Origin of the sequence: Variovorax boronicumulans (assembly GCF_029892485.1) — a bacterium.
GTDB lineage: Bacteria > Pseudomonadota > Gammaproteobacteria > Burkholderiales > Burkholderiaceae_C > Variovorax > Variovorax boronicumulans_B.
On sequence record NZ_JARXVG010000039.1, the window covers coordinates 1 to 2,547 of the forward strand.

Below are 2,547 nucleotides of genomic sequence, written 5' to 3' on the forward strand. Positions count from 1 at the left end.
AGGACTAAACCGCTCGCGCGGTAGCCCGCCGCACAGTCTGTGATTTAACAAGCATCGTGCCCCCGTCTATGTTGGGAACCGAGGCAATCGGCCTCGTTCTTCGACAGGAGCACGATCATGATCCCTTCCACACCGGCGATGTCCCCGCTGCGCCAGCGCTTGCTCGACGACATGCGCATGCGCAAGCTCGGCCCCAAGACGCAATCGGCCTACGTCCGCGCTGTGCGCTACCTCGCGAGCTTCCTCCAACGCTCCCCCGACACAGCCACCGCGGAGGATTTGCGGCGGTTCCAGTTGCACCTGGTCGACCGGGGAGTTTCGCCGATCACGCTCAATGCCACCATCACTGGATTGAAGTTCTTCTTCGACGTCACACTCAATCGCGGCGAGCTGGTGGACAGGATGAGCTACGTACATGTGCCGCAGAAGTTGCCGGTGGTGCTCAGCCGCGAGGAGGCCGCGCGGCTGATCGCGGCGGCGTCCAATCTCAAGTACCACACGGCACTGTCCATCGCCTATGGCACCGGGCTTCGTGTGAGTGAGATCGTTGCGCTGAAGGTCGGCGACATCGACAGCGAGCGCATGACCCTGCGCGTCGAGCAGGGCAAGGGCCGCAAGGATCGCTACGCGATGCTCTCGCCGCTGCTGCTGGAGCGGCTGCGGGCCTGGTGGCGGTATGCGAACGCGAAGGGCAAGATGCTGCCCAACGGTTGGCTGTTCCCCGGGCAGAACCCGGTCGATCCTTTGACCGCGCGCCAACTCAACCGTGCAGTCCATGATGCCGCCGAAGCGGCCAAGATCGACAAGCGCGTCACCATGCACACGCTGCGCCACAGCTTTGCCACGCACCTGCTGGAGCAGAAGGTGGACATCCGCGTGATTCAGGTGATGCTCGGCCACAAGAAGCTGGAGACCACGTCGGTCTACACGCACGTGGCCACAGAAGTCCTGCGCGAAGTGGTTAGTCCGCTGGAGAAGCTGTCTGCGTAGGTCGTCTTCATGGCGCACTGCGCCCTGGAAGTCGCCGACATCTTCCACACCCACGGCCCCGACTGGCGCAACGCGCAGCGTGGTCACCTGAGCCTGGGCCAACTCAAGGTCATGTCGGCCATCGAGCAGTGCCGCAGCGCGGCGCTGGGAGGTCACGTGTTGCGTTGCGAAGGCTGTGGGCAAGACCAGATCGCCTACAACTCGTGCCGCAACCGGCATTGCCCGAAGTGCCAGGCCAGTGCGGCACAGCGCTGGCTCCAGGCGCGCCAGGCCGATCTGCTGCCTGTGGACTACTACCACGTCGTCTTCACCTTGCCGGCGCCGATCAGTGCCATCGCCTACTACAACAAGGCCGAGATCTACGCCTTGCTGTTCGATGCGGCCGCCGAGACCCTGTTGACCATCGCAGCCGATCCCAAGCACCTTGGTGCAAGCATCGGCGCGACCTTGGTGCTGCACACGTGGGGATCGGCCCTGACGCATCATCCGCATGTGCACGGTATCGTGCCGGGCGGAGGTCTGTCGCCGGATGGCGGGCGCTGGATCGCCTGCAGGCCCGGCTTCTTCCTGTCCGTGCGCGTGCTGTCGCGCCTGTTCAGAAGGCGCTTCCTCGAGGCGCTCGGACAGCTGTATCGCGCGGGCCGCCTGCGGTTCTTCGGCGAACTCGCGGGGCTGACCGACGCGCACGCCTTCGCGGACTGGCTCGCGCCAATGCGCAAATGCGATTGGGTCGTCTACGCCAAACGCCCGTTCGCCGGACCCCAAGCGGTGCTGGCCTATTTGTCTCGCTACACGCACCGCGTCGCCATCTCCAACAGCCGGCTTGTTGCCATGGACGAACAAGGCGTCACCTTCCGTTGGAAGGACTATCGGGCCAAGGGCCGCACCCGACGCAAGACGATGACGCTCGATGCCGATGAGTTCATGCGCCGCTTCCTGCTGCACGTTCTGCCGGTTGGTTTCCATCGCATCCGACACTACGGGCTTCTGGCCAACGGCAATCGCGCGGCCAGCCTGGCGCGCATCCGAGAACTTCTGGGGCAAGAGACGGGTGCTGTCGCGCAAATCGCGAGCCTCGATGCCGAGCCCTGTCATGCTCAACCGACCTTCGTCTGCACGCGCTGCGGCGCTCCGATGATCGTCTTGCTGACGTTGGCTCGCGGGCAGCCGATCCGTGCGCCACCACCGCAGGCCTGGGCATCATGACGACGCTGCTGCTCAGACAACCTTCGACCCTTCTTCCTATCGGGCCGATGAGAGGAAGTCTGGTCCTCAAGTCCGGTGATTCCCTTTGTCGCCTGTCTTGGCGTCAAGCGATGCAAACGACGGCCTTGATTTACTGCGCTTCGGCAACGCCATTGGAGGCGGTCCCCCGGCTCAGCATCGGAGCCAGCTCGCGCCAAGCGTCCCGAATCCCCATAGACCGGTAGCCTTCTCAGTCCGCCGTCGGGCATTCCGCGGTTTCCTCCTTAGAGGCTTGTCCAACACCTGCCCTCAGGCCGTTGTCGTGCGCGGGCTCGTGTTGTTGCACGGGCAGGTGTCGGACAACCCTTAACC

Annotated in this window: 2 protein-coding genes; both read left to right on the plus strand. The window is 64.2% G+C overall.

The genetic code is table 11. The features are described from left to right. Positions 1-117 precede the first annotated feature (117 nt). Positions 118-990: a tyrosine-type recombinase/integrase gene (locus M2282_RS30940; RefSeq protein WP_280812590.1), complete on the plus strand. Its 873-nt coding sequence runs from the start codon at positions 118-120 to the stop codon at positions 988-990. A gap of 9 nt (positions 991-999) precedes the next feature. Further along, the gene (locus tag M2282_RS30945; RefSeq protein WP_280812591.1) at positions 1,000-2,196 is read left to right on the plus strand and encodes an IS91 family transposase; all 1,197 of its coding nucleotides are present in this window, start codon (positions 1,000-1,002) and stop codon (positions 2,194-2,196) included. Positions 2,197-2,547: the final 351 nt, after the last annotated feature.

Excerpts from the sequence above, each read along its gene's own strand:
- M2282_RS30940 (WP_280812590.1), top strand. The coding sequence starts at position 118 with ATGATCCCTTCCACACCGGCGATGTCCCCGCTGCGCCAGCGCTTGCTC.
- M2282_RS30945 (WP_280812591.1), top strand. The coding sequence starts at position 1,000 with ATGGCGCACTGCGCCCTGGAAGTCGCCGACATCTTCCACACCCACGGC.